This is a genomic window from Bradyrhizobium sp. CFUWI, from assembly GCF_056429085.1.
In genome coordinates this window covers 44184-70025 of sequence record NZ_JBWJZE010000026.1, presented here as the reverse complement: position 1 = coordinate 70025, position 25842 = coordinate 44184, and the positions used below count along the sequence as shown (strand labels likewise).

General features: G+C 64.5%; 22 protein-coding genes and 1 pseudogene. 11 read left to right on the top strand and 12 right to left on the bottom strand.

Annotated elements, in window-relative coordinates; all coding sequences use genetic code 11:
* The first annotated feature begins 134 nt into the window (after nucleotides 1–134).
* The 5 genes from AC066S_RS34200 to AC066S_RS34180 all read left to right on the top strand — a co-directional run bounded on the left by AC066S_RS34200 (nucleotide 135) and on the right by AC066S_RS34180 (nucleotide 8179).
* The gene (locus tag AC066S_RS34200; protein ID WP_478271727.1) at nucleotides 135–2549 is read left to right on the top strand and encodes an SDR family NAD(P)-dependent oxidoreductase; all 2415 of its coding nucleotides are present in this window, start codon (nucleotides 135–137) and stop codon (nucleotides 2547–2549) included.
* Entirely contained in the window at nucleotides 2542–3966 is a 1425-nt protein-coding gene (locus AC066S_RS34195; protein WP_478271726.1) for a condensation domain-containing protein, read from the top strand. The genes AC066S_RS34200 and AC066S_RS34195 overlap by 8 nt, the downstream gene beginning before the upstream one ends.
* Nucleotides 3963–5345, top strand: coding sequence for a hypothetical protein (locus AC066S_RS34190; RefSeq protein ID WP_478271725.1), 1383 nt, complete (start codon nucleotides 3963–3965; stop codon nucleotides 5343–5345). The genes AC066S_RS34195 and AC066S_RS34190 overlap by 4 nt, the downstream gene beginning before the upstream one ends.
* Nucleotides 5338–6723 (top strand): hypothetical protein, encoded by a 1386-nt coding sequence (locus AC066S_RS34185; protein ID WP_478271724.1) that lies wholly within the window; start codon nucleotides 5338–5340, stop codon nucleotides 6721–6723. The genes AC066S_RS34190 and AC066S_RS34185 overlap by 8 nt, the downstream gene beginning before the upstream one ends.
* 97 nt (nucleotides 6724–6820) lie before the next feature.
* Entirely contained in the window at nucleotides 6821–8179 is a 1359-nt protein-coding gene (locus tag AC066S_RS34180) for a hypothetical protein (protein WP_478271723.1), read from the top strand.
* A 92-nt stretch (nucleotides 8180–8271) separates the two neighbouring features.
* On the opposite strand, the gene AC066S_RS34175 is transcribed toward AC066S_RS34180, so the two are convergent.
* Genes AC066S_RS34175 through AC066S_RS34160 form a run of 4 tightly spaced genes read right to left on the bottom strand, consistent with a single transcriptional unit; the run spans nucleotide 8272 to nucleotide 12586 of the window.
* A complete protein-coding gene (locus AC066S_RS34175) occupies nucleotides 8272–9438 on the bottom strand; it encodes an ABC transporter permease (RefSeq protein ID WP_478271722.1) in 1167 nt (388 codons plus the stop codon).
* A 2-nt stretch (nucleotides 9439–9440) separates the two neighbouring features.
* Entirely contained in the window at nucleotides 9441–10601 is a 1161-nt protein-coding gene (locus AC066S_RS34170; RefSeq protein ID WP_135167865.1) for an ABC transporter permease, read from the bottom strand.
* Between the two features lie 9 nt (nucleotides 10602–10610).
* The gene (locus AC066S_RS34165) at nucleotides 10611–11300 is read right to left on the bottom strand and encodes an ABC transporter ATP-binding protein (RefSeq protein WP_164718479.1); all 690 of its coding nucleotides are present in this window, start codon (nucleotides 11298–11300) and stop codon (nucleotides 10611–10613) included.
* A 38-nt stretch (nucleotides 11301–11338) separates the two neighbouring features.
* Nucleotides 11339–12586, bottom strand: coding sequence for an efflux RND transporter periplasmic adaptor subunit (locus AC066S_RS34160; protein WP_135162209.1), 1248 nt, complete (start codon nucleotides 12584–12586; stop codon nucleotides 11339–11341).
* Nucleotides 12587–12778: 192 nt separating this feature from the next.
* On the opposite strand from AC066S_RS34160, the gene AC066S_RS34155 reads away from it, so the two are divergent.
* The gene (locus AC066S_RS34155; protein WP_478271721.1) at nucleotides 12779–14053 is read left to right on the top strand and encodes a glycosyltransferase; all 1275 of its coding nucleotides are present in this window, start codon (nucleotides 12779–12781) and stop codon (nucleotides 14051–14053) included.
* A gap of 67 nt (nucleotides 14054–14120) precedes the next feature.
* On the opposite strand, the gene AC066S_RS34150 is transcribed toward AC066S_RS34155, so the two are convergent.
* The 6 genes from AC066S_RS34150 to AC066S_RS34125 are packed head-to-tail and all read right to left on the bottom strand — an operon-like array spanning nucleotide 14121 to nucleotide 19008.
* Nucleotides 14121–14843 (bottom strand): amino acid ABC transporter ATP-binding protein, encoded by a 723-nt coding sequence (locus AC066S_RS34150; RefSeq protein WP_126256642.1) that lies wholly within the window; start codon nucleotides 14841–14843, stop codon nucleotides 14121–14123.
* Between the two features lie 7 nt (nucleotides 14844–14850).
* Nucleotides 14851–15567, bottom strand: a complete 717-nt coding sequence (locus tag AC066S_RS34145) for an amino acid ABC transporter permease (protein WP_126256641.1) — start codon at nucleotides 15565–15567, stop codon at nucleotides 14851–14853.
* Nucleotides 15567–16265 (bottom strand): amino acid ABC transporter permease, encoded by a 699-nt coding sequence (locus AC066S_RS34140; protein WP_135162212.1) that lies wholly within the window; start codon nucleotides 16263–16265, stop codon nucleotides 15567–15569. Before AC066S_RS34140 ends, AC066S_RS34145 begins: the two co-directional genes overlap by 1 nt.
* 33 nt (nucleotides 16266–16298) lie before the next feature.
* The gene (locus tag AC066S_RS34135) at nucleotides 16299–17117 is read right to left on the bottom strand and encodes an ABC transporter substrate-binding protein (protein ID WP_135162213.1); all 819 of its coding nucleotides are present in this window, start codon (nucleotides 17115–17117) and stop codon (nucleotides 16299–16301) included.
* A gap of 17 nt (nucleotides 17118–17134) precedes the next feature.
* Complete coding sequence (locus AC066S_RS34130; protein ID WP_478271720.1) at nucleotides 17135–18355, bottom strand: aspartate transaminase; 1221 nt, start codon at nucleotides 18353–18355, stop codon at nucleotides 17135–17137.
* Entirely contained in the window at nucleotides 18352–19008 is a 657-nt protein-coding gene (locus tag AC066S_RS34125; RefSeq protein WP_478271719.1) for an RraA family protein, read from the bottom strand. The genes AC066S_RS34130 and AC066S_RS34125 overlap by 4 nt, the downstream gene beginning before the upstream one ends.
* Nucleotides 19009–19145: 137 nt before the next feature.
* Between AC066S_RS34125 and AC066S_RS34120 the strand changes: the two genes are divergently transcribed.
* The 4 genes from AC066S_RS34120 (at nucleotide 19146) to AC066S_RS34105 (ending at nucleotide 23682) form a co-directional block, all read left to right on the top strand.
* Nucleotides 19146–20054: a LysR family transcriptional regulator gene (locus AC066S_RS34120; RefSeq protein ID WP_478271718.1), complete on the top strand. Its 909-nt coding sequence runs from the start codon at nucleotides 19146–19148 to the stop codon at nucleotides 20052–20054.
* A 198-nt stretch (nucleotides 20055–20252) separates the two neighbouring features.
* The gene (hpaE, locus tag AC066S_RS34115; RefSeq protein ID WP_478271717.1) at nucleotides 20253–21770 is read left to right on the top strand and encodes a 5-carboxymethyl-2-hydroxymuconate semialdehyde dehydrogenase; all 1518 of its coding nucleotides are present in this window, start codon (nucleotides 20253–20255) and stop codon (nucleotides 21768–21770) included.
* Between the two features lie 29 nt (nucleotides 21771–21799).
* Nucleotides 21800–22780: a 3,4-dihydroxyphenylacetate 2,3-dioxygenase gene (gene hpaD, locus AC066S_RS34110; protein ID WP_478271716.1), complete on the top strand. Its 981-nt coding sequence runs from the start codon at nucleotides 21800–21802 to the stop codon at nucleotides 22778–22780.
* Between the two features lie 32 nt (nucleotides 22781–22812).
* Nucleotides 22813–23682, top strand: a complete 870-nt coding sequence (locus AC066S_RS34105) for a fumarylacetoacetate hydrolase family protein (protein WP_478271715.1) — start codon at nucleotides 22813–22815, stop codon at nucleotides 23680–23682.
* Nucleotides 23683–23722: 40 nt separating this feature from the next.
* Here the strand turns inward: AC066S_RS34105 and AC066S_RS34100 are convergent, their stop codons facing one another.
* Together AC066S_RS34100 and hppD are read right to left on the bottom strand one after the other, a co-directional pair.
* The gene (locus AC066S_RS34100; RefSeq protein ID WP_478271729.1) at nucleotides 23723–24052 is read right to left on the bottom strand and encodes a Rieske (2Fe-2S) protein; all 330 of its coding nucleotides are present in this window, start codon (nucleotides 24050–24052) and stop codon (nucleotides 23723–23725) included.
* Between the two features lie 63 nt (nucleotides 24053–24115).
* Nucleotides 24116–25219: a 4-hydroxyphenylpyruvate dioxygenase gene (gene hppD, locus AC066S_RS34095; protein ID WP_126256632.1), complete on the bottom strand. Its 1104-nt coding sequence runs from the start codon at nucleotides 25217–25219 to the stop codon at nucleotides 24116–24118.
* A 139-nt stretch (nucleotides 25220–25358) separates the two neighbouring features.
* Here hppD and AC066S_RS34090 point away from each other — a divergent pair.
* Nucleotides 25359–25817: pseudogene (locus AC066S_RS34090) on the top strand (Lrp/AsnC family transcriptional regulator); the annotation flags it as partial.
* Nucleotides 25818–25842: the final 25 nt, after the last annotated feature.

The window sequence follows — 25842 nt, the reverse complement described above, 5'->3', positions numbered from 1 at the left end:
GGGGCGCATGGGGCGGGCAGATCGAAGACGCTCTGCATCAGCATCGCCCTGGAGCCGTGGTGGTGGTCTTGCCACGCGGCAATGAGCCGGCGAGTCCCGACGTATCTCGGGCGAACATAAGCAGCCTGCTCCACGTGACCAACGCACTGAAGCGATGCGAGCGGCGGCCCCGCCTCTTCGTCGTCACATGTATGGCTCAACGCGTACTGCCAGACGACACCGTTCAGCTCGCGCACGCCGGTGTGCGCGGGTGGCTGCGAGCTATCGGCGCCGAGCTTCCCGCACTCCATCCGACCCAGATCGACGTGAACCCGCAGGCGAACGTGTCATTGCTTCGGTCTCAGTTGCTGAGCGGCTCGGACGAAGACGAAACGGCGCTGCGCGGAGCGAGCGCGTATGTCGCACGGCTGCAGCGAAGCTCCCTTGGTCACACTGACCGCCGCATGGTGGACCGCGACGCGACCCGCGATGGTCTTCGCCTGGAAATCCGCGTGCCCGGTGACCTGCAGAGCCTGGAGATGGCGGCCTTCGAGAGGCGTGCGCCGGGCGGCGGCGAGGTGGAGGTCGTCGTCCATGCCACAAGTGTCAATTTCGCGGATGTGCTCGTCGCCCTTGGCCGCTATCCCTCACTTGATGGCCGTGCGCAGGCGCTTGGCCTGGACTTCGCCGGCATCGTCACTGCCGTTGGACCTGGCGTCTCAGCGTTTCGCGTTGGCGACCGCGTGGCCGGGCTCTGCTGTGGGGGCGCCTGGGGCACGTACTTGACTTGCGATGCACGTCTGCTTGTCGCGATACCGCGCAGGCTCACGGATGCCGAAGCGGCCGCCATTCTCACGACGACTGCCACGGCCATGTACGGCCTCGAGGATCTGGCCCGGATCGGGCCTGGCGACAAGGTGCTCATTCACTCGGCGACCGGCGGCGTCGGGCAGGCGGCTGTGGCCATTGCCCGCGCGGCTGGCGCAGAGATATTTGCAACAGCGGGCTCCGAGGCGCGGCGAGAGCTGCTGCGCGCCGACGGCATCCGCCACGTGTACGATTCTCGAACCGCGGCATTCGCCGAGCAGATCCGGCAGGACACGGCAGGTTACGGCGTGGACGTGGTTCTCAACTCGCTCACGGGCGCGGCCCAGCGCGCCGGCCTGGGGCTCCTTGCGGCGGGCGGGCGGTTCGTCGAGATAGGCAAGAAGGACATCTATGGCGGCACGTGGCTGGAACTGGCTCCGTTCAAGCGGAACCTCTCGTTCTTTGCCATCGACCTTGCGCAGATGTGCACGACTGCTCCGGCTCGCGTGCAGGCACTGCTCTCGCGAGTCTTGCGTCTTGTCGGGGAGGGGCGGCTGCCCCTGCCGGACATCGCGACCTATCCTCTCGCCGACGCGGCTGACGCCATTCGCGTTGTGAGCGGCGCCGGTCACACCGGAAAGCTCGTGCTCACCGTTTCAATGACCGGCCGTTTCCGGGTGCCGGCGGCGCCGGAACGCTTCACGCCGTTCAGGCGCGATGGTGCGTACATTGTCACCGGCGGCCTTGGCGGGCTCGGCCTGTTCCTCGCTGATGCGATGTCTGCCGCCGGGGCCGGTCGCATCATCCTCAACGCGCGCTCCGAGCCCACCGATGCGGCGACGAGCGTGCTGAGCGCGATGAAAGCACGAGGCACCGAAGTTCAGGTGATAAGTGCTGATATCGCGGAGCCGTCGACCGCGCGGCGCGTTGTCGGAGCTGCCACGGCGACCGGCCTGCCGCTGCGAGGTGTCCTGCACGGTGCAGCCGTCGTCGAGGACGGCATCCTCGCCTCCGTCACGGAGGAGAGGCTGCATCGAAACTGGGCCCCCAAGGCGGAAGGCGCCTGGCATTTGCATGCGGCGACGCTGAAGCAGCAACTCGACTGGTTTTGCTGTTTCTCTTCGGTTGCGGCGCTGTTCGGTTCGCCTGGGCAGTCCGCGTACGCCGCCGCCAACGGCTGGCTCGACACATTCACGCAATGGCGGCGCGCCCAGGGGCTGCCGTCCTCGGCGATCGCCTGGGCGGCGTGGGCGGATATTGGCGCCGGTGCACATCTCTCGGCCCGCGGCGATGCGCGGATGATCGAGCCACGGGACGGTGCTTACGCATTCGAGACGCTGCTGCGGCACAACCGCGGGTATGCCGCGTATGTCCATCTCGACGGGGCCCCATGGCTGACGTCGCTCGCCGCGCGCAGCCCGTTCGGGGCGGCGATGTCGCCTGCCGCAGAGGCCGCGGGCGAACCGGCACGCCGCCTGCGCATGGAGTTGAGACGCGCGCCGCCCGACGAGCGGCCGGCCCTGCTGCGGCGTCTGATCATCGAGCATCTCGGTGTCATCTTGCGCCGCCCGGTGAATCCAGACCGCTCGTTTTTCGACTACGGCCTCGACTCACTCGGGACGCTCCAGCTGCTAATTGCGCTCGAGGCCGACACAGGCATCCGGCTCCGTTCCGTGAACGTGACGACCGTGCGTGCACTCGCCGACTCTCTGAGTGGCGCCATGCAGGAATTGCAGCCCGCTGGAGCAGATGCAAGTGACTGATCTGCGTCCGCTGCACGATTGGTCAGGGCCTTCGGCGGTGCTGACGCTGTGGCGTCCGTCTGCTGCGTCGATGGAGAGTGCGAAACTCGCACCAGTGTGTCCCGTATTGCCGAGCTACGAACAGGAGCAGCATCTGCGCGCCTTCCGTGCCTGTGAGCAGCGGCACGAGGCGATGGCGCGGCTGCTCGTCGTCGTGTGGGAAGAACCCGGGCGGTGTGACCTCAGAGCCATGACCCACGTGGTGACCGAACATCTGCGCAGGCACGACACCTATCACAGCTGGTTCGAAGAGCTTGGCGGAGCAATCGTAAGGCGCGTGCTCACAGACCCCGCGGCCATCCAGATGGAGCCCTCCAAGCTGGGCGAGGCGTGCGCGGAGGACTGGCAGAAACACGTCATGGCAACTCCAGCACCGTTTGCATGGGATTGCTTTCGATTTGGCATTCTCCAGCGCGCGAGCGGGTTCACTTGCTTCGCAAGCATTGACCATTTGCACGCCGATGCGACCATCATAGCGTTCCTGATGACAGAGATCCGCTCAGCGTATCGCGCTGTGCTCGACGGCGAGAGGCCGCTTCAGCTCGGATCGCCAGGAAGCTATCTGGATTACTGCAGCAGTCAGCGCCAGCGGGCAGCCGCGACGACGCTGGCGGATCCTGAGGTGAGCCGATGGATCGCGTTCCTGCACCGCAACGGCGGGCGGATGCCGTCTTTCGCGCTGCCGCTCGGTGTGCTGGAGGATCGCTATCACGCGGAGTACGTGCATGTGGACATCCTCGAAGAGGCCGTCATGGACGCATTCGAGTCTGCGTGCCATGCTGCCGGCGCGCGGGTGATCGGCGGTCTGTTGGCGTGCGCAGCGCTGACCGAACGGGAATTGGCCGGTCGCTCCCGCTACAGTGTCGTCACGCCGACGACGACGCGAAGATCGCCAAAGGCTTTCAGGACCAGCGGCTGGTGCGTGGGAGTGGTGCCGATCGACTTCGACGTGCAGCAACGAAGGTTTCCTGAACTTGCCTTCACGGCCCAGCGCAACTTTGACGAACGGATGAGCTTGGCAGAGACGCCGATCGAGCTCGTGCTGGAGCTGGCGGCCGGACTGCCGACTGTCGGGTCCGTTGCCTCAGGCGGCGTCATGCTATCCTATATGGATGTGAACGTTCCTCCCCTCAGCGCCCAGATCGCCCGCGAATGGCACCAGGCGAATGGGAGGGTCTATATCAACCAGGGCATTGCCGCGCAGGTTGCGATCTGGTTGTTCCGTACGCAACGCGGGCTCTCGCTTACGGCGGCTTATCCGGCAAACGAGACAGCCCGCGCATCGATGCAGCGCTATGTCAAAGCCTTTGCGGGCGCATGCCGCCGGGCCGCCGACGCGTTGGTGCCGACGTGCCTTGATGTCGGTCGCGAACGATGACGCACGCGATGGCGCACCCGGCGAACGTATCGAGCATGTCGCCGGCATTCTTGTCCTTCGCAGATCAGGCGATTTATCTCGCGCATGACTCGCTCGGGCAGCACGCGGTCATTCAGTTGCTGTGGCGCTACCTGCGGCCTGTAGACGTGGACGCCTTGACGAGGTTTCGTGACAATCTCGCGCATGGTCATCTGGCGCGGCTGATCCGGCCGGCGCTGCTTCCGTTCGGACGGCACCAATGGGTCAGCGCGCCGCCGCCGTCGGCTGCTATAGCGGCTGCGGCGGCGCCGCTTGACCCCGAGGCGATGCAGGCGTGGGCCGACGCGCAGGTGGAGCTTGCATTGGACCCCGTGCGCGGACCGGCATGGACCTTGACCTCCCAGGGCTTCACCGATGGCTCCACGGTGGTCTCGCTCGTCGTGTCGCACTGCATCGCAGATGGGCTGACAGTCGCAATGGCCGTGAGCGAGGCGGCGCGCGGAGAGCGGCGTGTTCCAATCTATCCGGGAGCCTGGACGGCGCGGCGCGCTGCGTCAGCACTGGGTGCCGAACTCCAGCGCATCGTGCGTGACGCGCCAGCGACATTTCGGGCGCTCGGCCAGCTCGCCCGTACGGCGTACACCTCGCTCGGCACGTCCAACACACCCGCCGCATCGCCGGTGGTGGCAACCGAAGATGGCCGGACAGTTGTGTATCCGTCGGCCTTCCTACGCGTGCCCACGTCGGTCTGGGACGCCAGAGCACGGAGCCGCGGTGCGAGCCGCCTCGCGTTCCTGGCGGCGATAACCGCGGGGTTCGCCGAGGTGCTCGGTCGCATCCGTGATGATGATGTGACCCTGTTGTTTCCCGTGAACCAGCGCAAAGGTCTGTCGCACACCGGCGGGAACGACGTCGCCCTCGCCACATTCAAGGTGCGTGTCGACGAACCGCGCGGGAGCCTGCATGCGTTGCAGCGGCGTCTGCGGGCTACGCTGCTGCGGACGAGACGGGAGCCCAATCGACTTGCCGCGCTGCTGCCCTTGGTGCCCTTTGTGCCGCGACGCGCATTTTCGGCAGCCAGCCATCTGGCGCTTGGCGCGCTCGCCGACCTGCCGGTCTCGTGCTCGAACCTGGGCGACTTGCCCAAGGACATGCTCCGGATCGATGGCAATGCGGCCGATCGCATGTGCTTTCGCGGCATCGACCGCTCGGTCGCGCGCCGCGCGATCGAGGCGCGTCAAGGCGTGGCGACGCTCTTCGCCGGCGTCATACCTGGATATATCGCCCTGAGCTTCGTTGCCTATCAGCCTGGCGTGGTAACGGAGCCTCGGCATCTTCGTGCGCTCGTGGAAGGTCTCTTGGCTGACTACGAACTCGCTGGCGAGTTTTTTGATGCTTGAGACGAGCACGGCCGGCGCCCCTGCACACACGCGGCACCGCCTCGCCTGGCTGGATCAACTTGCCTATGAATTGTTCCGAGTCACCGGCCGGAGCCAGCTGATGCAATGCCTCTGGCTCTATGATCGCGACGTGAACCGCGCCGCGCTGGTGCAAACATATGAACGGCTCACGGCGTTGTCCTTCAATCGGCTCATTGAGTCGTCACCTCTACCCTGGGGCAGGCCACGTTGGGTGAAGCCGGCCGCAGGGTCCATTCCGTTCGAGCAGAGTTCGGACCCGTTGCCACGATCGCAGCTGCTGCAATGGGCTAACCGGCAAGCGCGCGCGCCGATGGACCCAGTCATCGGTCCCGCCGGGCGAATGGCCATCCAGCCATTCGACGATGGCAGCACAGCCGTGAGCATCGTCGGATCGCATCTGCTGCTCGATGGGATGGGAGCCTTGCGCGTCATCGCGTCTGCCGTGAACGGCACAGGCGTCCCGAATCCGTACCTGTCCAAAGGCGCCCGCGGGCGGCTGTCCGGGTGCCTGTCGGACGCCTGGCAGATCCTCGCCGACGCTCCGCAGACGGTTGCCGCACTCGCTCGGATCGCACACGCGAACTGGTACAGACGCGCCGCCCCCGTAAAGGGTCCGGCCCTTGCAGCCGTCGAGGCGGGTCACGACCCCTCGACGATCGTGGAGCTTCCAGCCGTTGCGGTGACTGTTGAATCGCGTGCCTGGTTTGCGTGCGAGCAGCGGCTTGGTGGTGGCATGAGCACGCTGCTGCCGGGCTTCGTGGCGTCCTTGGCATCGAGTCTGGGCCGCCGCCGTTGCTCGGATGGCGCCGTCAGCCTGCTCGTCCCAAGAAGCCGAAGGCGTGGGCTGACCGACGAACGAGCGCTGGCGATCGAATTTCATATGATGAACGTCGCGCCTGAAGGGCTGACCAAGAGTCTGGAGCCCGTGAATGCAGCGAGGGCTCTGCTTCGTGGCGCGAGGAAAAGTCAGACCGATGTGCTGACTTCGTTGCTCCCTGCCATCGCTTGGATGCCCCGCACTGCGGCAAAGACGCTGGTGAACGGGTTGTTTGATTATTCTGATGAGCTGCCGGTAAGCTGCTCCGACCTTGGAATGCTGCCGGAAGGGCTCGCGCGCATCGACGGCGCGCCGTGCCGGCACTTGCTGACGCGAGCCGTCGATGTCAACGTCTCACGCCAGGACCTGGAGCGTTCCCATGGTCATCTCGTCGTCGTGGCCTCCCGCTACGACCAGAAGGTTTCTCTGTGCATCGAGGCCTGCCAGTTGCACCCCACACCAACCACGGCCGACGAACTCCGCCTGCTGGTCGCTCGAACGCTCGCCGATTTTGGACTTGAGGCGGTCATAGATGCCTGAGGTCGGCGGTTATTGCATCTGGATTCGGAATCAAGGGAGATAGGACTTTGACGGGCGGCGGTCGCCTCGTGCAGCAAGAGGCCAGGGGACCTGAGGGTTGAGCCTTTCTCCTGCCAACAAACGGCGCGGCGGGGCGCGCGATACCCGGGCGGACGACGTCCTGTGCTATATGGACCAGGCCTCATTCGTCGGATTGCGGGCACTCGGACGCGGGCCGGCGCTGCAAGTCACCTGGCTGTATCCGCACGCGATCGATGAGGCCGCCGTGGCGCAGTTCAGCGAGCGGCTCGCACAGGGGTTGCTGGGACGCCTGCTGCAGCGTTCACCCTTGCCCTGGGGGCGGCACCGTTGGGTGGCGAACCCTGCGCCGGGCCCGGTGGCGTGGTTTCGCGATCCGCTCCCGCACGAGTTTCTCCCCAAGTTGCGACGTAAGCTGCTCGATCTGCCGGTGGATCCCGAGCGCGGACCTGGCTGGCGCCTGGCAGTCCAGGCGCTGGAGGGCGATGGCTGCGCGCTGACGATGCTGGTGTCGCATACGATCGCCGACATGCAGGCCACCAGCCAGGCCATTGCCGACGCGGTGGCTGGCCGACGTATCGAGCACGGGTTCCCCGCCCCATCCTGGCGATGGTCTCCGGCGAGGCTGGCGCGCGACAGCGTCGAGAGCCTGCGCGCCCTGCCTGGTGTTTCGCGCGCCGTGGTGGCTCTCGCGCGGCGGTCGCGCAAGGGGAGGGCGCGCTCGAACTCCGGCCCGCGAAGCCGGGACGGCTTGGAGCCGGCAGTGGACGTGCCGCTCGTGCAGGTGCTCATCGACGCAGGCGCGTGCCAACAGCGTGCGTCGGATCTGGGCGTTGCCAGCAACACGCTGATCATGGCGTTCGTGGCACGGCTCGCTTTCCGGATGGGCCGCGTGGACCCGTCAGGACGCGTGAAGCTGGTGCTGCCGGTCAGCGACCGTCATTCGGGTGACCGCCGCGGCAACGCGCTGCGGTCGATCACCGTGATGGCGGACCCCGATACTTGCCGCAACGATCCGCGCGCCTTGCAGCGGGATCTCAAGGCTGCACTGGCCTCGCTGATCCGGAACGGCGATGACTTGTCACCGCTATTCCCGCTGATTCCCTATGTGCCGCTGTGGCTGGCGCGCGGCCTGGAGCGGGAGGCGCTCGGGGCGGACCTCCCCGTTGGATGCAGCCTCGTCGGCGAATTGCCGCTCGACGTGATCCGCCCCTGCGGCGAGGCGCTGCTTCTGCAGCTTTCGCTTCTGGAGCGCTATACGGAACTGGAGCTCGAACGGCTCGGTGGCCTCCTCTTCATCGGGTGCTACCGCGTCTGCAAACAGCTGTCTTGTACCGTGTCCGGTTACGTGCCAGGCCGCGTAACGACTCGGGCCGCGCTAATGCCATTCGTGCGCGATGCCCTCGCGGACATGAACTTGCGCGGGACGATCAGCTGACGATCACTGATCAAGAGGCAGATAGAAGCGGAGCTTGATCGAAGACTCCGGCGGAGATGCCGCGGATGGCGGTCAAAGCGGTTGCCGAGCGCTCAAGCGACGCGCAGCGCGTCGACGATCTTCATGCGGGCCGCCCGCACGGCCGGCAGGAAACCGCCGAGAAAGCCCATCGCGAGAGCGAAGAGGAGCGAGCGCAGCACGATCCCGGGCGTCAGCACAAACCGAAATGCGAGCTCGGAGAGTGACGTCCAGTTCAGAGTCGAGATCTTCACCTGTGTCATGAGGGATGCGAACGAAAGTCCGACGACCCAGCCGATGAGCGAGAGCAGCAGTGCCTCGACAAGGAAGGCAACGAGGATTCGCGAGCGCCGAAATCCGAGCGCGCGCAGAACCCCCACCTCCATCATGCGGCTGGCCACGGCCGCATACATCGTTATCGTCGCGCCGATGACCGCGCCGAGCGAGAACAGCACCGAGAGCGTGAGCCCGAGAACCTGAATGAACCCGGAGAGCAGGCGCGACTGCTCTTCGTAGAAGATGCGCTCGCGCTTGGCCTCGATTGTAAGGCGGGGATCCGCTTCGAGGCGCGCCTTGAGCGTATCGAACCCGGAGCGATCGGCGAGCCTTACCGTGATCGACGAGAAGAAGTCTCGTCGGAACGATTGCATGAGCTGCTCGCTATCGCCCCAGATCTCGGAATCGAACCCGCTGCCGCCCGCGTCGAACCGACCTACGATCCGCCACTCCCGCTGGGCAAACCGGAGGCTCGATCCAATCTCGATGTCTTCGAAGCGCCCCGCGAGGGCTCGGCCGATTACGATCTCGTTTGATCCCGGACGAAACATGCGCCCCTCGGCTATTTGCACGTGCGGGCGCACGGCGAGGGCGGCCGGACCGACGCCGCGGATCAACAGGTTGCTCGCCTGCCTGGTCTTGCGCCTTGGCTGCGCGATCAAGACCGCCACTTCCTTCGATACAAGCGGCGCTCCTTCGGCCCCGATGACGATTTCGGGCTGGCTTTCGATGATCCTGGCCTGCCGGCGGTCGATCAGGCTCTGGATCTCGACCTCCGCAGAGCGGCGTACGAAGATAACGTTGGTGTCTTCGCCGGTCGCGACCAGCGTCTGCTTGAGCCCGGAATCAAGCATGAGCACGGCAGCATAGACGAAAACCACGAGAGCCATGCCCGTCGCGGTGAGAAAATTGGTGAGCTTGCGCTCCTGCAGGTTACGCAAGCTGTAGGAGAGCAGCAGCGGCATGATCAGCCCAACGCCCGAAGACCGTCGACGATTCTGACGCGGGCTGCCCTGCGCATCGGCAATATTGCGGCGAGAATCCCGACCACCAGCGCTGCGAGCGCCTGCAACATGACGGTGTTGACGCTCACGATCAGGGTTGGGAAGAGCGTGGCGGAGAGTTCGGCAAGGCGCGCGGCGATCGGGGGCGTGAGCCCGATGCCGATCGCACCGCCGATCAACGCTATCAAGATGGATTCCCCGAGGATCAATCGCGCCACGTAGCCGGGGCTGAAGCCAATGGCCTTCAGCGTGGCGTACTCGCGGAGCCGCTCGCGGGCCGTCATCGCCATGGTGTTCGCCATCACGGCCAGGATGATGAAGATCACCACGAAGGAGACGACGCGAATGGAAATGAGGATCGCCTCGGTCTGCTTCACGAAACCGATCTGGAAAGCGCGTTCGGTCTCGGTGAGCGTCTCGGCAAGCGAGTTTCGAAACACTTCGTCGATGGCTTGACTGACGTCGGCGACGCTATCCAGGCCGACGACGTCGACGGCGAACAAGCCAACCTGGTCGGCTTGTGCCTTGGAGCGCACACGGAGTGTTTCGTTCAAATAGTCCCAGCGGAAGAAGAGCTGCGACGTGTCCGTTTTGGGGTCCCGGCCGTCGAAGACGCCGCAGATCAAGAACTCCCAATTGCCGGGGAAAATGGTCCCGCGCAGCTGGATCACGTCGCCCGGCTTGAAGCCGTAGCGTTTGGCCAGTTTTCGTCCGACGATCGCGCCGCGGCGCTCGCGCAGAAAGGCGCGCCGGACCTCGTCCGGAACCAGTATCTCGGGGTACATATCGAGATAGCTTGCGGCATCGATCGCAAACTGGGGAAAGAAGTTCTTCGAGTCCTTGTAGATGCCGCCGAACCAGTTCATGTGCGTGACGCGTCGCACGCCTTCGATGGCGCCGATGCGCTTCTGATAGGATTGCGGCAGCGGCAGCGCAAACGAGATGGCGTTGCGGGTCAGCAGCCGCGAAGGAACGGCGCTATCCACCCCCGCATACCACGTCTTGACGACGGTCTGGAGCACGCCAAAGGCGAGGATCGCGACGACGAGCCCGACGAGTGTCAGGGATGTGCGGAGCCGGTGCCGCAAGACGTTGCGCGCCACGAGCGTGAGCCACTGGCTCATGATCGGCACTCACTCAAGGCGCTGCTCCACCAGATAGGAAAGATCGCCTTTCTCCAGGTGCATGATGCGTTTCGCATGCGCGGCTGCGCGATGATCATGTGTGACCATCACGATCGTCTTGCCCATGTCGCGGTTCAGCCGCTGCATGATCTCGAGCACCTCCTTCGCCGACTGCCGGTCGAGGTCGCCGGTCGGCTCGTCGGCCACCAGCACGGTCGGGTCGGTGACGATCGCCCGCGCGATCGCCACGCGCTGCTGCTGTCCGCCCGAGAGCTCGGAGGGCAGATGTTTGACGCGATCGCTGAGGCCGACCAGACTGAGCGCGAGTTGCGCGCGGTCCCGGCGGTCGCGCCGCCCCAGGCTGGTAAGCGTGAGAGGCAATTCGACGTTCTCGAGCGCCGTGAGCACGGGCATCAGGTTGTAGAACTGGAAGATGAAGCCTACGTTCGCGGCGCGCCAGTCGGCGAGTTCGGCTTCCGGAAGGAGCGTGATGTCCTCGCCCCCCACCGTGATCGAGCCATGATCCGGACTGTCGATGCCGGCGATCAGGTTGAGCATTGTCGATTTGCCCGACCCCGACGGACCCATCAGGGCGAGGAACTCCTTGCGACGGATGTCGAACGTCAGTCTGGAAAGAACCGGGACGATCTGCGCGCCGCGGCGGTAGCTCTTGCTTACGTCGCTCAGCGCGATCAGCACGTCCGCTCCGGTCGGCCGGTCGGAGATGGAAAGCACGGTCACTTCGTGGCCTGCTTCACTGCGCGTCCGTCGACGAGATCTTCCAGCGGCCGGACCACGACGCGCGTGCCGGCCTTGAGGTCGCGAACCTCGATCTGGTCGCCTATCTTTTCGCCGAGATCCACGTTCCTCAGACGGGCCTTGCCATCCTCGACGACATAGAGATGCTGGCGCCCATCGACCTCGAAGACGGCGGCCGCCGGCACCGCGAGAACAGGCTTGCGCTCCTTCTCCGATACTTCACGCTCGAGGAAAGCCACCTTTGCGCTCATCTCCGGAAGCATCCTCGGGTCGCGCTGCACGAACCGGATTTTCACGAGGGTCGACGCCTTGGCGCGATCCACGGTCGGCACCATCCGGCTGACCACGCCCTCGAAACGCTCGCCGGGGATCGCGTCCAGCTGGATCTCGACCGGTTGCCCCACGTGGATGCTCAGGTACGACGACTCCGCCACGTCGGCTTCCACCTCCAGCGAGTCCATGTCGGCAATGGTGACGACCGCGCCCTTGGTGTCGACCGCCTGCGAGAACGGGGTGATGGTGTCGCCTACGTTGGCGTGCCGCGTGAGGACGACGCCGTCGAAGGGCGCTCGGATCTGGGTCTGTCCGACGGCAACTTCGGAGGCGCGGAGATTGGCCTGCGCCGCGGCGATGGCGGCCCCGTATCCGTTAAACGCAGCGCGCGCCTTGGCGAGGCGTGCCTCGGCGCTTTCGCGCGTCGAATCGCTGATGATGTTCTTCTCGCCGAGGGCCTCGGAGCGCTTGAACGCGATTTCCGCCTGCGTCAGCTCCGCCCGCCCTTGGGCCAGGTTGGCTTCCGCAACCTGCACGTTGGCGGCTGCCTGGTCGCGCACCGCCACAGTGTCGCTGCTCTCGAGCCGGGCGATCACCTCGCCCTCGTGCACCTTGCTGCCTTCGAGCACGCCGAGCCACTCGAGACGGCCTGTCGCCTTCGAGGCGACGGACGCCTTGCGTTGCGCAACGACGTAGCCGGTCGCGTTCAGCAGCGTCAGCGCCTGCGACGGATAGACGGAGTAGACGACCGCCGTCTCGACGACGATCTGCGCATGGCTGCGCCACACCCACGTCGCGCCCCCGATGCCGACGAGCAGGGCGAGGAGAAGCACACGCCCCAGGATGCGGCGCAACTGCCTGCGGCGCCGGGAGCCGGCGCTACGGTCGATTGCAAGCGCGGAAAGATCGGAGGCGTCGGCTGCGCCGTCGCTTAGGGCCTGGGGCAAAGTCATGGTTTGATCATGGATTTCCGAACAAAACAGCGCAGACTTTGAAGAAAATATCCTTTTGAGAAAGCCTTAAGCCATGCGCTTGACCGGTGTCATTAGCATGAAGGGTCGCGCTTGACATCCATGATTTCGTATTCTCCAAATCTTCTCATGGCTTGAAACATAGCCGATGGCACCCGCATCGACGCGATCGCCATGACTCGACACTTCGAAGACCGGAGCGGGACCATCAGGTTTGCCATCGCAGTCCATGGGACACGAGGAGACATCGAGCCTGCGGTTGCGGTTGCACGTGAGCTGCAGCGCCGCGGTCACGAGGTCAGGATGGCCGTTCCCCCTAATCTCGTCAGGTTCGCCGAGTCGGCCGGTCTTTGTTCGGTGAATTCCTACGGTCCCGATTCCCAACGCCAGCTCGAGGCGGAAGTTTTCCACGACTGGTTCAAGTTGCGCAATCCCGTCAAGGTGCTGCGCCAGGCGCGCGAGTACCTCGCCGACGGCTGGGCGGACATGAGCGCGACCCTGACCGGGTTGGCGGCCGGCGCCGATGTGATCCTGAGCGGTACGACCTATCAGGAGCTGGCCGCCAACGTTGCCGAGGCCCAGGGGGTGCCGCTTGCCGCCCTGCATTACTTTCCCGTCAGGGCGAACAATCACATCCTGCCGATTCGATTGCCCCCGAGATTGGTCGATACCTTGTGGTCATTCGCCGAGTGGTCGCACTGGCGTCTGTTGCGGCCGGCCTATGATGACCAGCGCCGTGCCCTGGGACTTCCGCACTCCGGAATTCGTGCCGCGCGTCATATCGTCGAATCCGGCGCGTTGGAGATTCAAGCCTATGACAAGGTGTTCTTTCCCGGGCTCGAGGCGGAATGGGGCGGGAAGAGACCGTTAGTGGGCACGATGACCCTGCAATTCGCGACCGAGTTCGACGATTCCGTGAATTCCTGGATCGCCGCCGGCGACCGCCCCCTTTACTTCGGGTTCGGCAGCATGCCAGTCGATAGACCGGCGGAGACCGTCGCCATGATCACAGATGCGTGCCGGGACCTCGGCGAGCGTGCGCTGATCTGTTCGGGAGTCCTGCCGCTTGAAGGCACGGTTCCCAAACAGGACGTCATGATCGTGCCTTCGGTCAATCACGCCGACGTCCTGCCGCGCTGCCGGGCCATCGTTCACCATGGCGGCGCCGGCACCACGGCCGCCAGCATGCGCTCCGGCGTCCCGACTCTTGTGCTGTGGATAGGCGCCGACCAGCCCGTATGGGCGACACAAATCAAACGCCTCGGCGTCGGCACCTCGCGTCGTCTCGCCACAACGACCCGGGACACCCTTCGACATGACCTGCGGACCGTTCTGGAGTCAGGCTGCGCCGCCCGGGCGCGCGAGGTGGCCGATCAGATGACACCGCCGAGCCGGAGCCTGACGACCACCGTCGCCCTTCTCGAAGGGCTGGCCGGCACGCGCGCGTGATGTCGAGACCACTCAGAGGACGGAAGCCGAAAGGGTTGGTCGAGGCGCTCGGGGGCCCTCGACTGCCCTACGCGAGCGTTCGGAGAAAACGTTGCAACCGGGGATGCGCGGAGCTGTTGATCAGGTCCGCCGGTCTGCCCCGCTCGACCACCGCCCCGCGTTCCATGAACCACACCTCGTCGGCCACTTCGCGGGCGAAGCCCATTTCATGAGTCACGCAGATCATGGTCATGCCATTGGTCGCAAGCTGCTTGATCGCGGCCAGCACCTCGCCGACCATTTCAGGATCGAGCGCCGAGGTCGGCTCGTCGAACAGCATCACCTCGGGGTCCATGGCGAGCGAGCGGGCGATGGCGACGCGCTGGCGCTGACCGCCGGACAGCTTGCCCGGCATCTCCTCGGCCTTCGCGGCGAGGCCGACGCGGGCGAGCTCGGCCAACGCCCGCTCGCGGGCTTCCGCCTTTCCCATCTTGCGCAGCTTGGTCAGGCCGAGGGTGATGTTGCCGATCGCCGACAAGTGCGGAAACAAATTGTAGGCTTGGAACACGAAGCCGACCCGCTGGCGCAGCCGGTTGATGTTGACGCCGCGCGCGCCGACGTCCACGCCGTCGACCAGCACGCGGCCGCCCTGGATCGCCTCGAGCCGGGTCACGGTGCGGATCAGGGTCGACTTGCCGCAACCCGACGGCCCGACCAGCACCTTGACCTCGCCGCGGCGGACCTCGCCGGAGACGCCGGCCAGAGCCTGCATCGCTCCGTACCATTTATCGACGCTCTCGAACCGGATCATGGCCGCCTCACACTGCCACCGCAACGGCCGGTGTCGCGACGGCGACGCGCCCGGCAGAAATTCGCCGCTCGATATATCGGGCCAGCGAAGTCAGCGCGAAGCACAGCACGAAATAGGTCAGCGCCAGGATGGCGTAGACCTCGAACGGCTGGGTCAGCAGCACGTTGTTGACCTGGCTCGCGGCGAAGGTCATTTCGTGCGCCGAGATGACATAGCCCAGCGACGTCTCCTTGATCGTCGAGACGAACTGGCTGACCATGCTCGGCAGCATGTTGTGCAGCGCCTGCGGCAGCACGATCTTCCAGGTTGTGGTCCAGTAGCCGAGGCCCAGCGCGGAGGCTGCCTCGAACTGGCCCTTGGGCAGGCCCTGGATGCCGGCGCGGATGATCTCCGATAGATAGGCCGCCTCATAGACCACCAGCGCGATGATCAGCGTTTCGACGCCGCCGACCGCGCGGCCGATGATCAGCGGCGAGAAGAAATAGGTCCAGAAAATGAACATGATCAGCGGCAGGCCGCGGACCGTGTGCACGATCGCGGTCGCAGACAGGCGCAGCCAGCGATAGGGGCTGAGCCGCGCCAGCGCCAGGCAAATGGCGAACGGGAAGCACAAAGCGAGCGCCGTCAACGCCATGAACAGCGTCATGGCCAGTCCGCCGATCGGTCCGTGCGGGTATTGCCCGACGAGGAACAGCAACCAGTTGTTCTGCAGGATCTCCAGCATCAGGCGTTCTCGAGCTTGAGGCGGCGACCGGCATAGGCGCCGCAGGCCATGATGCCGAACGAGATGGCGAGATAGATCGCGGTGGCGACTGCAAAGGCTTCGAAGGTCTTGAAGGTGTAGCTTTCGACCTCGCGCGTGCGGTAGGTCAGTTCGCCGACGCCGATCGCCATCGCGAGGCTGGTGTTCTTGAACAGCAAAAGCGTCTGGTTGATCAGAGGCGGGACCGCGATCCGGATCGCCTGCGGCAGCACCACGTAGCCCATCGCCCCGAGATAGCCGAAGCCGATCGAGCGCGCCGCCTCGTTCTGCGCCTTGGGAATCGAGCGGATGCCACTTCGAATGTCCTCGGCGACGTACGCGGCCGCCGCCAGCCCGAGCGCGATAGTGGCCAGCAAGAACTCGCCGTGATGGCCGTTGATCCATTGCCGGGCCGGGCGGGGCAGCAGTGAGGGGACGCCAAAGTACCAGACGAAGATCTGCACCAGCAGGGGCACGTTGCGGTGGTACTCGACATACAGCGCGACAAACCACTCGAAGGGCCGGAACGGGATCATTCTGATCAGCGTCAAGATGATACCCATCGTCATGGCAAGGCACCACGCGGCGCAGGTCAGTGCGATCGTGACGGCAAGCCCGATCAGGAACCAGTCGAAATACTGGCCTGAGAGGACCCCGCGGAGATCAAAGATATATCCCATCGCGCCGGCCCTCTCTCGATATCGGTTGCGACCTCAGCCCTTGATCTCTTCGACCGGGAAATCGCGCTTGATGTTGAACGCGGTGCCTTCACCGAGCCATTTGCCGAAGACCTTGTCGATCTCGCCGGAACTTGCGAGCTTGGCGAGCACGGCGTTGACATGATCCTTGAGCGCGGCCTCGTTCTTGCGCAGGCCAAGGCCCCAGGGCTCGACGAACAGCGATTTCTCGATCACCAGCATCGGCGTCTTGGCCTGGCTCTGCTGGCGCAGTTTTACCAGGATCAGCTCGGAGGCGCAGAAGGCGTCGACCTTGTCCTGCACCAGTGCGAGGTAAGCCGACGACGTGTCCTGGAAGGTCACGGTCTCCGCCGTTGGAATCAGACGACGCACGCCCTGCTCGGAGGACGAGCCCTTGAGCGCCGTGACCTTCTTGCCGGCGAGTTGGTCGAGTGCCGTGATGCCGGATTCCTTGGTCACCATCAGCTTCTGCTGGCTGACGAAATACGAATAGGAGAAGTCGATCTGCTTGGCGCGTTCGGGGGTGTAGCCAAGATTGGCGGCGAGAATATCGACGCGGCCCTGGATCAGCTCGGGGATGCGCGCCTCTACCGCGATCGGCTTGAGCTCGAGTGTAACGCCGAGCGATTCCGCGACCTTCTGGCAGACGTCCACGTCATAGCCGACGATCTCGCGGGTCTGCGGGTGCTGGAACGAGAACGGCTCGGCGGTGCCTAGCGTGCCGCAGATCAGTTTGCCCCGCGCCTTGATGTCGGCGAGCTGGTCGGCGTTGGCTGCGGTCGCCGCGCCGGCGGCGAGGAGGGTGGCCAATCCAAGAATCGAAATCAGTCGCATCGTGCGTTCCCCTGCTATCATGGTCGGTGCAGCGCCTCGCAGGCGCGCTTCAGGCGCGCCCCGGCATCCTCGAGCGCATCCAGAGACGTCGCGATCGACAGGCGCAGATAGGGCGACAGCCCATAGGCCGAGCCGTCGAGCACGGCAACGCCCGCGTCCTCGAGGAAATACATCGCCACGTCGAGATCAGTCTCCAGCAAGCTGCCGTCGGGCCGCCTGCGGCCGATCAGGCCGGCACAGGACGGATAAATGTAGAAGGCGCCGTCGGGCGTCGCGCAGCTGATGCCGTCGATCGCGTTCATCAGTTCGACGGCCCGGTCGCGCCGTGCCTTGTAGGCGGCCCGCGCCGTGCCAACAAAACTTTGGTCGCCTTCGAGCGCGGCAGCGGCGGCGGCCATGCTCATGGCGGCTGCAGCCGACGTGGTCTGCGACTGGATCACGTTCATCGCGGCCAGCAGCGGCTTCGGGCCGGCGCCATAGCCGATCCGAAAGCCCGTCATCGCATAGGTCTTGGAAACGCCGTTGACCAGGAGCGTGCGTTCCCGCAACGCCGGCGCGATGGCCACCGGGCACACCGGCGCGCCGCCGTCGAAACGGATCTGCTCATAGATGTCGTCGGTCATCAGCGCGACGTGCGGATGGCGCAGGAGGACGTCGGTCAGCGCGGCCATTTCAGCGGCATCGTAAAACGCACCGGTCGGGTTCGACGGCGTATTCAGGATCAGCCAGCGGGTGCGCGGCGTGATCTCATGTTCTAGCGCCTCGGCCGTCAGCTTGAACCCGGTATTCTCTCCACAGGGGACGATGATGGGCTTGCCGTCGCAGGCCAGCACCATGTCGGGATAGGACACCCAATAGGGCGCCGGCACGATCACCTCGTCGCCTTCGTTCAAGGTCGCGGCCAGCGCGTTGAAGATCACTTGCTTGGCGCCGCTGCCGACCGTGATCTCGTCGATCGCGTAAGTGACCCCATTCTCGCGCGCGAACTTGGCTGATATCGCCTTGCGCAGCCGCGGCGTGCCGTTGACCGGGGCGTAGCGCGTCTGGCCGGCGGCCATGGCAGCGGTGGCCGCCGCCTGGATATGGGCGGGGGTATCGAAATCGGGCTCGCCGGTGGTGAGATCGATGATATCGCGGCCTTGCGCCTTCAACTGCTGCGCGCGCATGCGCGCCATCATGCTGGGCGAGGGTTTGATCCGCTGGACGCGGGCCGAAAGCGGAATGGCCATCGTGTTCATGGTGCCTTCGCCACGCCGATATAGGCATTGTCGAGCCGGCCTTCCGCGATTGCTTTCAGCGCATCGGCCTCCCGGGCCTCCTGCTTGCGCACCAGCGCCAGCAATTCGGCGGCATCGGCACGGTCGAACGTCACGACGCCGTCGGCGTCGCCGATCACCACGTCGCCCGGCATCACGACCATGCCGTCGACCGAGACCGGCACGTTGATCTCGCCAGGACCGCTCTTGTAGGGACCGCGATGGGTGACGCCCCGCGCGTAGCAGGGGAAGTCGGCCTTCACGAACGCATCTACGTCGCGGATCGCGCCGTCGATGACAAAACCGGCAACGCCGATCGCCCTGGCCCGGCTCATCATGATCTCGCCGACCAGGGCCTGGGCGAGGTCGCCGCTGCCGTCCACCACCAGCACGTCGCCGGCGCGGAGGATTTCATAGGCCTTGTGCAGGGTCTGGTTATCGCCGGGCCGGGTCTTCACCGTCACCGCCGTGCCGATCAGGCGGCCGGAGCGATGATAGGGCCTGAGACTCTTGCTGCCGTGCAGCCGGTTCATGTTGTCGGAAATGACGGCGACCGCGGCATCGCGAAAATCGTCGAGGATAGCGGCCGGGACGGGAGGGGCGCTGGGATTGATGCGATGGCCGATGGGGGACATGCGTTGATCTTGCTTTGGGAAAGGGCGTTGACGACGATCATGTGACTTGGCTTCAATGATGGAAAGTGAATAATATTCGCAGACATGATCGCTTTTTTTCATAGCTCGTTCGGCCGCTGGCGATCGAGGATTTGCCGATGCCGGTCAGCCTGAAGCAGATCGAGGCCTTCTACTGGACGGCGACGCTGGGCGGCTTCACCGAGGCAGCCGAGCGGCTCCATCTGGCCCAATCGACGATCTCGAAGCGGATCCTGGAGCTTGAGGACGTCATCAAGGAGCCGCTGTTCGACCGGGCAAGCTACGCGTTGCGGCTGACCCGGGCGGGTGCGGCGAGCCTGCCGATCGCGGCCGAGATGCTGACGCTGGAAACGCGCTTTCGCGAAGTCGCCGGCGGCTCGGGGACGTTCTCCGGTCCATTCCGTTTCGGCGTGACCGAGCTCGTGGCGTTGACCTGGCTGCCGAAGTTGATCGTCGCGATGAAACGGGAATATCCGAACCTGATCCCAGAGCCGGAGGTTGCGGCCAGCATCGACCTGTATGGAAAGCTCGCTGCCAACGAGATCGATCTCGTGATCGGGCTCGATCCGCCGCAAACTCCAAACCTGTTGTTGGTGCCGCTCGGGGCGGTGCAGCTCGAATGGGTCGCCGCGCCAGGCTTCGGACCGGCCGAAGACTGCATTCCGCTGCATGAGATGGCGAAATATCCCATCCTGAGCCAGACCCAGGGCTCGGGCCTGCAGCGTCTGGTGCTGGACTGGGCGGTCGCGAATGGCCTGCGGATCAATCGCGTGGTCCAGTGCAACAGCTTGAACGTGCTGGCCGGGCTCGCTGCATCCGGCCTTGGCGTCACCTTCCTGACCGCGAGCTATTTCGCCGACGAGATCAGGCGCGGACGTCTGCGCGTGATCCGGACCGAGCCTGCGATTCCGCCGATCCGCTATTTCGCTGTGCGTCGCGCCGAGGATCTGTCGCCGCTTGCCGGCCGCATCGCAGACATTGCCCAGGTAAGCTGTGACTTCTCGGCCCGCAGCCTGCCGGGCCGGTGAAGCGGCTCCCGTCCGGCTGCGAGTCCGGCTTGCGCCGATCCCGATGCAAACCTCTTGACAGCGGCCAAAATACTTAACATGTTAAGTATGTGTGGGGCCAGCTACGCGACTTCGTGCGTCGAAGCGCGCATTGTTCGCTGCCGTCGCCCAAACAAAGAGCTGCCGGTCGCAACGGCTCGAACCAGGGAAGGACCCGTGATGTCCAAGCTTGCGGAAAACATCGCCAAGGCGGAACGCTACCTTGCCCGGTTCGCGGAGCATGGGGTGCTCAACCGCATCGGCGGCGAGGACGTCCCGGCTGCGGACAGCGCGACGTTCGAAACGATTTCTCCCGTCGATCTGAAGCCGCTCGCCAAGGTGGCGCACGGCAAGGCCGCAGACATCGATCGGGCCGCGAAGGCTGCGCACGCAGCCTTTCCGCAATGGGCCGAGACATCCGGGGAGGCCCGGAAAGCGCTCTTGCACCGGGTTGCCGATGCCATCGTCGCCCGCGCCGAAGAAATCGCCTTCGTCGAATGCATGGATACCGGGCAGTCCCTCAAATTCATGGCCAAGGCGGCGCTGAGGGGCGCAGAGAATTTCCGCTTCTTTGCCGACCGCGCGCCCGAGGCGCGCGACGGCAAGTCGCTTCGGACCGACGGCCAGGTGAACATGACCACCCGCGTGCCGATCGGTCCGGTTGGCATCATCACACCGTGGAATACGCCCTTCATGCTGTCGACGTGGAAGATCGCGCCGGCGCTCGCGGCCGGCTGCACCATCGTTCATAAGCCGGCGGAATTCTCGCCGCTGACCGCGCGCCTGCTGATCGAGATCGCGGAAGAGGCCGGTCTGCCCAAGGGCGTCTGGAATCTCGTCAACGGCTTTGGCGAGGACGCCGGCAAGGCGCTGACCGAGCATCCGCTGGTCAAGGCGATCGGATTCGTCGGGGAAAGCCGCACCGGCTCGATGATCATGAAACAGGGCGCCGATACGCTGAAGCGCGTTCATTTCGAACTGGGCGGCAAGAACCCGGTGATCGTGTTCGCCGATGCCGACCTCGACCGCGCCGCGGATGCGGCAGTTTTCATGATCTACTCTCTCAACGGCGAGCGCTGCACCTCCTCCTCGCGTCTGCTCGTCGAGGCGAGCGTCTACGACCAATTCACCGCGACGGTCGCCGAGAAGGCCGGCCGGATAAAGGTGGGACATCCGCTCGATCCCGAGACCGTCATCGGTCCGTTGATTCATCCGGTTCACGAGGAGAAGGTGCTCGACTACGTCGAGATCGGCAAATCGGAGGGCGCGACGATTGCCACCGGCGGCCGCAAGGTCGATGGTCCTGGCGGCGGCTGCTACGTCGCCCCGACGCTTTTTACCGGCGCCAACAACCGAATGCGCATCGCACAGGAGGAAATCTTCGGGCCGGTGCTGACGGCGATCCCGTTCAGGGACGAGGCGGAGGCGCTCGCACTCGCCAACGACGTCCAGTACGGCCTCACCGGCTATCTCTGGACGGCCGACGTCACGCGCGCCTTCCGCTTCACCGACCGGCTGCAAGCCGGCATGATCTGGGTCAATTCGGAGAATGTCCGCCACCTGCCGACGCCCTTTGGCGGTGTGAAGAGCTCCGGTATCGGCCGCGACGGCGGAGATTGGTCGTTCGATTTCTATATGGAGACGAAGAACGTCGCGTTCGCCACCACCGCGCATAAGATCCAAAAACTAGGCGGTTAAGCGGTCCGCAGCAGACCAAGGAGGACATCATGGCATTGCCTACGCCCAACCTTTATCCGCCATTCAACATCGTACGTCTCAGCCATGTCGAATTTGGCGTGAGCGACCTTGCCAAGTCCCGTGCGTTCTATGTCGACACGCTCGGTCTGCAGGTGACGGACGAAAGTTCCGATGCGATCTATCTTCGGGCGATGGAAGAGCGCGGCCACCATTGCATCGTGCTGAGGAAGTCCGACAAGATCGAGGCCCGCGATCTCGGCTTCAAGGTGTTCGGCGAAGAGGACCTCGACAAGGCGGCCCAGTTCTTCGAGAGCAAGGATCTACCGGTCGAGTGGGTGGAGCGTCCCTATCAGTCGCGCACGTTCCGCACCCGCGATCCGCACGGCATACCGCTCGAGTTCTATTCGAAGATGGATCGGTTGCCGCCGATTCATCAAAAATACGCCCTCTACAAAGGTGTGAAGCCGCTCCGCATCGACCATTTCAATTGCTTCTCGCCGAACGTCGACCAATCCGTCGCTTTCTACAACGAGATCGGTTTCCGCGTGACGGAGTACACCGAGGACGAGGAAACCGGACGTCTATGGGCGGCCTGGACCCACCGCAAAGGCGGAGTTCACGACCTGGCGTTCACCAATGGCCGCGGCCCGCGCCTGCACCACACGGCGTTCTGGGTGCCGACCCCGCTCAACATCATCGATCTTCTCGACCTCATGGCGACCACCGGATGGGTGTCCAACATCGAACGTGGTCCGGGCCGCCACGGCATCTCGAATGCCTTCTTCCTCTACATCCTCGATCCCGATGGCCACCGCATCGAAATCTACTGCTCGGATTACCAGACCGTCGATCCCGATCTCGAACCGATCAAATGGGACCTGAAGGACCCGCAGCGTCAGACACTGTGGGGGGCGCCCGCGCCGAGATCCTGGTTCGAGCACGGCAGCCTCTTCGCCGGGATTGCGCCGCGCGACGCCGAGCTGGCGGCCCAGCCGATCATCGCCCCCTGATCGGAGAACACGTTCAACAAGGAAGGCCGCGCATGTCTCGTCCAAGATTCATCAGCTTCACCCGCAACGGTGCGCTCGGCTACGGCCTGCTCGTGGACCATGGCGTGGTCGATCTGTCCGGACGTCACGGCAAGCGCTGGCCCAGCTTGCGTGACGTGATCGGGGACGGTGCGCTGCTGTCTCTGGCCGAGGAGAGCGCCGCGCTGTCGACGGATTTTCCGGTCGAAGACATCCGCTATGAGATTCCAGTGCCGGCACCGGAAAAGATCATCTGCGTCGGCGTCAACTTTCCCGACCGCAACGAGGAATACAAGGACGGGCAGGCGGCCCCCTCAAATCCCTCGCTCTTCATCCGCTTTCCGCGTTCGTTCACGGGCCATGGACAGGCTTTGCTGCGTCCCCCGGAGAGCCCGCAGCTCGACTACGAGGGCGAGATCGTCATCGTGATCGGCAAGGGCGGCCGCAGGATTGCGCAGAGCGAGGCGCTCGAGCATATCGCCGCGCTATCGCTGTGCAACGAAGGCACGATCCGCGATTGGGTAAGGCACGCCAAGTTCAACGTGACACAGGGCAAGAACTTCGATCGGACCGGTTCGATCGGACCCTGGCTCATCCCCTATACCGATGAAAGCCAGCTTGCCGACATCAAGCTCGAAACGCGGGTCAATGGCGACGTCCGCCAGCAGGACCGCACGAGCCGGATGATCTTCTCCTTCCGCAAGATCATCAACTACATCTCGACGTTCACGACCCTGGTCCCGGGCGATGTCATCGTAACAGGTACGCCGACGGGGGCCGGCGCACGCTTCGACCCGCCGATCTGGCTGAAGCCCGGCGACGTCGTCCAGGTCGAGGCGGAAGGCATCGGCGTGCTTCGCAACACGATCGCAGATGAGGTGTGATCTGTTGTCGCCGCCACGGCCCGCCGATGGTCGCGCTTGATCAGGCCGCTGATGCGGCCTGCACGCGAATTCGGCCCTGGTCGTCCACGGCGATCGGAATGGCATCGAGAGCGCAATTCAGGCCCAGTCCTTCGACCCCGACGCCGTCCCGAACACGGAATCCGGCGCTGTGATTGGTGCACCGAAGAACGGTTCCATCCGCGCTCAGCAAATTGTCACCGCGATAATCGAGCGGCAGGTACTGGTGCGGACACGCATTGACATAGGCTGCCAGAGTGCCCGCCGATCTGACGATCAGGATCGGAAAATCCGCCGCGCCGGATTTGATCGACTTGAAGCTCCCTTCGCCGACATCATTGGCGTCGCACAGGATGGTTCCCTCGGCCGGCGCGCCGCGATAGCTCCTCCACGCGTCTTGTATAGCGACCCTCCCTCAGGATGCCTTCAGCACGCCGCGCTGAATCTGATCGGCCTCGATGCTCTCGAACAGGGCCTTGAAGTTGCCCTCGCCGAAACCGTCATCGCCCTTTCTCTGGATGAACTCGAAGAAGATCGGGCCGATCACGGTCTTGGAGAAGATCTGAAGCAGGATGCGCGTCAGCCCGCCGTTGACGACACCCTCGCCGTCGATCAGGATTCCGTGCTTGCGCATGCGATCGAGCGGTTCGGTGTGGCCCTTCACGCGGTCAAATGATTTGTCATAGTAGATCGAGGGCGGGCCCGGCATGAACTGGAGCCCGCGCGCGGCGATGGCGTCGGTCGCCGAATAGATGTCGTCGGTGCCGACGGCAATGTGCTGGATGCCTTCGCCCTTGTACTGGCGCAGATATTCTTCGATCTGGCTCTTGTCGTCGGCGCTCTCGTTGATCGGGATTCGAATCTTGCCGCAGGGGGACGTCAGGGCGCGCGAGGTCAGGCCGGTCAGCTTGCCCGAAATGTCGAAGTAGCGGATCTCGCGGAAATTGAACGTCTGGCTGTAGAACTTGTACCAGGTGTCCATGTTGCCGCGCATGACGTTATGCGTGAGGTGATCGAGATAGTAGAACCCGACGCCTTTCGGGGTTGGGTCGACTTCGCCGGTCCAGTCATACTCGGCCGAATAGGGCGAGCCCTTCGCGCCATAGGTCTCGACCAGGTACAGCAGGGATCCGCCGATGCCGACCACGGCCGGCACGTCGAGCGACTTGTCGTTGCCGGTGTATTCCGTTCCGCCGAGCTCCAGGACGCGCTTCAGGGCGTGTTTGGCATCGACGACGCGCCAGGCCATCGCCGGCGCGCAAGGTCCGTGCTCTCCGACGAAGCGCGCCGCATGGGAGTTCGGCTCCCGGTTCAGGACGTAATTGATCTTTCCCTGGCGCCAAAGGGAGATGTCCTTGGTCTTGTGCCGCGCGACCTCCGTGTAGCCCATCTGCTCGAACAGCTTGGCGAGCTGCTGCGGATCCGGATGGGCGAACTCGACAAACTCGAAGCCATCGGTGCCGGCCGGATTGACTGCCGAAATCGTGGCCGGTGGGGCATCGTGAGGGAAGGGGCCCAATGTCGCACTCCTGGAAAGGTATCTGTTCCGACAGGAAATATACTGCCGGCGGCCTGCACGATCTCCGCAAAATCCGCTCGACAAAGCCAGGATATGCGTGAAACATGCATATCTACGCGTTAACATGCAAGGATCACGCATGGATCAGTTCGACGTCAAATTGCTGCAGGCGCTTCAATCCAACGGGCGTCTGTCGAATTTCGAACTGGCCGACGTCGTCGGTCTGTCGGCATCGCAATGCTCGCGCCGTCGCGCTGCCCTCGAGGATACCGGCGCGATTGCGAGCTACCACGCGCATCTCGATCGCGAAGTGCTCGGACTCGGCATTGTCGTCTTCGTGCAGGTGACGCTTGCGACACACTCGCCGGACAATTCGCGGCGCTTCCTCAAGCTGATCGAGAGTCTGGAGGAAGTGCAGGAGGCGTATGCGCTCACCGGCGAAGCCGATTACCTCATCAAGGTGACGATCACCGACTTGAAGGCGCTCTCGCGGCTTCTCAACGAGGTGTTTCTGCCGCACGACAGCGTCGCGCATGTGCGCTCATCCATCGTTCTCGATCGCTTGAAGCAAACCTCGCAATTGCCGCTTGGGCACCTCGTCCCGGCCGAGGCGCGTACTGCGG

Bases quoted from the DNA above. Each gene is read 5' to 3' on its own strand.
- AC066S_RS34190 (WP_478271725.1), top strand. From the start codon at position 3,963: ATGACGCACGCGATGGCGCACCCGGCGAACGTATCGAGCATGTCGCCG.
- AC066S_RS34185 (WP_478271724.1), top strand. From the start codon at position 5,338: ATGCTTGAGACGAGCACGGCCGGCGCCCCTGCACACACGCGGCACCGC.
- AC066S_RS34175 (WP_478271722.1), bottom strand. From the start codon at position 9,438: ATGCCGCTGCTGCTCTCCTACAGCTTGCGTAACCTGCAGGAGCGCAAG.
- AC066S_RS34170 (WP_135167865.1), bottom strand. From the start codon at position 10,601: ATGAGCCAGTGGCTCACGCTCGTGGCGCGCAACGTCTTGCGGCACCGG.
- AC066S_RS34160 (WP_135162209.1), bottom strand. From the start codon at position 12,586: ATGACTTTGCCCCAGGCCCTAAGCGACGGCGCAGCCGACGCCTCCGAT.
- AC066S_RS34155 (WP_478271721.1), top strand. From the start codon at position 12,779: ATGACTCGACACTTCGAAGACCGGAGCGGGACCATCAGGTTTGCCATC.
- AC066S_RS34150 (WP_126256642.1), bottom strand. From the start codon at position 14,843: ATGATCCGGTTCGAGAGCGTCGATAAATGGTACGGAGCGATGCAGGCT.
- AC066S_RS34145 (WP_126256641.1), bottom strand. From the start codon at position 15,567: ATGCTGGAGATCCTGCAGAACAACTGGTTGCTGTTCCTCGTCGGGCAA.
- AC066S_RS34140 (WP_135162212.1), bottom strand. From the start codon at position 16,265: ATGGGATATATCTTTGATCTCCGCGGGGTCCTCTCAGGCCAGTATTTC.
- AC066S_RS34135 (WP_135162213.1), bottom strand. From the start codon at position 17,117: ATGCGACTGATTTCGATTCTTGGATTGGCCACCCTCCTCGCCGCCGGC.
- AC066S_RS34130 (WP_478271720.1), bottom strand. From the start codon at position 18,355: ATGAACACGATGGCCATTCCGCTTTCGGCCCGCGTCCAGCGGATCAAA.
- AC066S_RS34125 (WP_478271719.1), bottom strand. From the start codon at position 19,008: ATGTCCCCCATCGGCCATCGCATCAATCCCAGCGCCCCTCCCGTCCCG.
- AC066S_RS34120 (WP_478271718.1), top strand. From the start codon at position 19,146: ATGCCGGTCAGCCTGAAGCAGATCGAGGCCTTCTACTGGACGGCGACG.
- hpaE (WP_478271717.1), top strand. From the start codon at position 20,253: ATGTCCAAGCTTGCGGAAAACATCGCCAAGGCGGAACGCTACCTTGCC.
- hpaD (WP_478271716.1), top strand. From the start codon at position 21,800: ATGGCATTGCCTACGCCCAACCTTTATCCGCCATTCAACATCGTACGT.
- AC066S_RS34105 (WP_478271715.1), top strand. From the start codon at position 22,813: ATGTCTCGTCCAAGATTCATCAGCTTCACCCGCAACGGTGCGCTCGGC.